We start from the raw sequence: 531 nt of genomic DNA on the forward strand, positions 1-531 counted from the left end.
TAGGTGAGTATAGAGGATAAAAACCCATGAAAACCGACAGCATCTTTTACCGTATCTTTCAACAATATCCTCGCAGTTTCTTTGAACTCCTGAATCGTCCTCCCACAGAAGCCAATGACTACCAATTCACCTCCGTAGAAGTTAAGCAATTAGCCTTTCGCTTGGATGGTCTTTTCCTCCCCATCTCAGAGGATACTACCCAGCCTTTTTATCTAGCAGAGGTTCAATTCCAACCCGACGAAACCCTGTATTATCGTCTTTTCGCCGAACTATTCCTCTACCTCCGTCAATACCAACCCTGCCACCCCTGGCGAGTCGTAGTGATTTATCCCACTCGTGCCATTGAACGAGAGGCCCCCCAACACTTCAGGGAGTTATTGCACTCTAGTGCGGTGACTCGGGTCTATCTTGACGAGTTAGAAGGAGTAGAAGAACAGCTAGGAGTGAGTATAATTCAATTAGTCGTGGAAGAAGAGAGCCAAGCCATGGAACTGGCTCAAAAGCTGATTCAACAAGCTCAAGAGGTATTAC

Annotated in this window: 1 protein-coding gene; it reads left to right on the plus strand. The window is 46.3% G+C overall.

What is annotated here, in order from left to right; all coding sequences use genetic code 11:
- Positions 1-26: 26 nt before the first annotated feature.
- Positions 27-531 (plus strand): Rpn family recombination-promoting nuclease/putative transposase (locus tag K4A83_RS22845; protein ID WP_265267025.1); only part of this gene is annotated, 505 nt, incomplete at its 3' end.

Origin of the sequence: Spirulina subsalsa FACHB-351 (genome assembly GCF_026130165.1) — a bacterium.
GTDB lineage: Bacteria > Cyanobacteriota > Cyanobacteriia > Cyanobacteriales > Spirulinaceae > Spirulina_A > Spirulina_A subsalsa_A.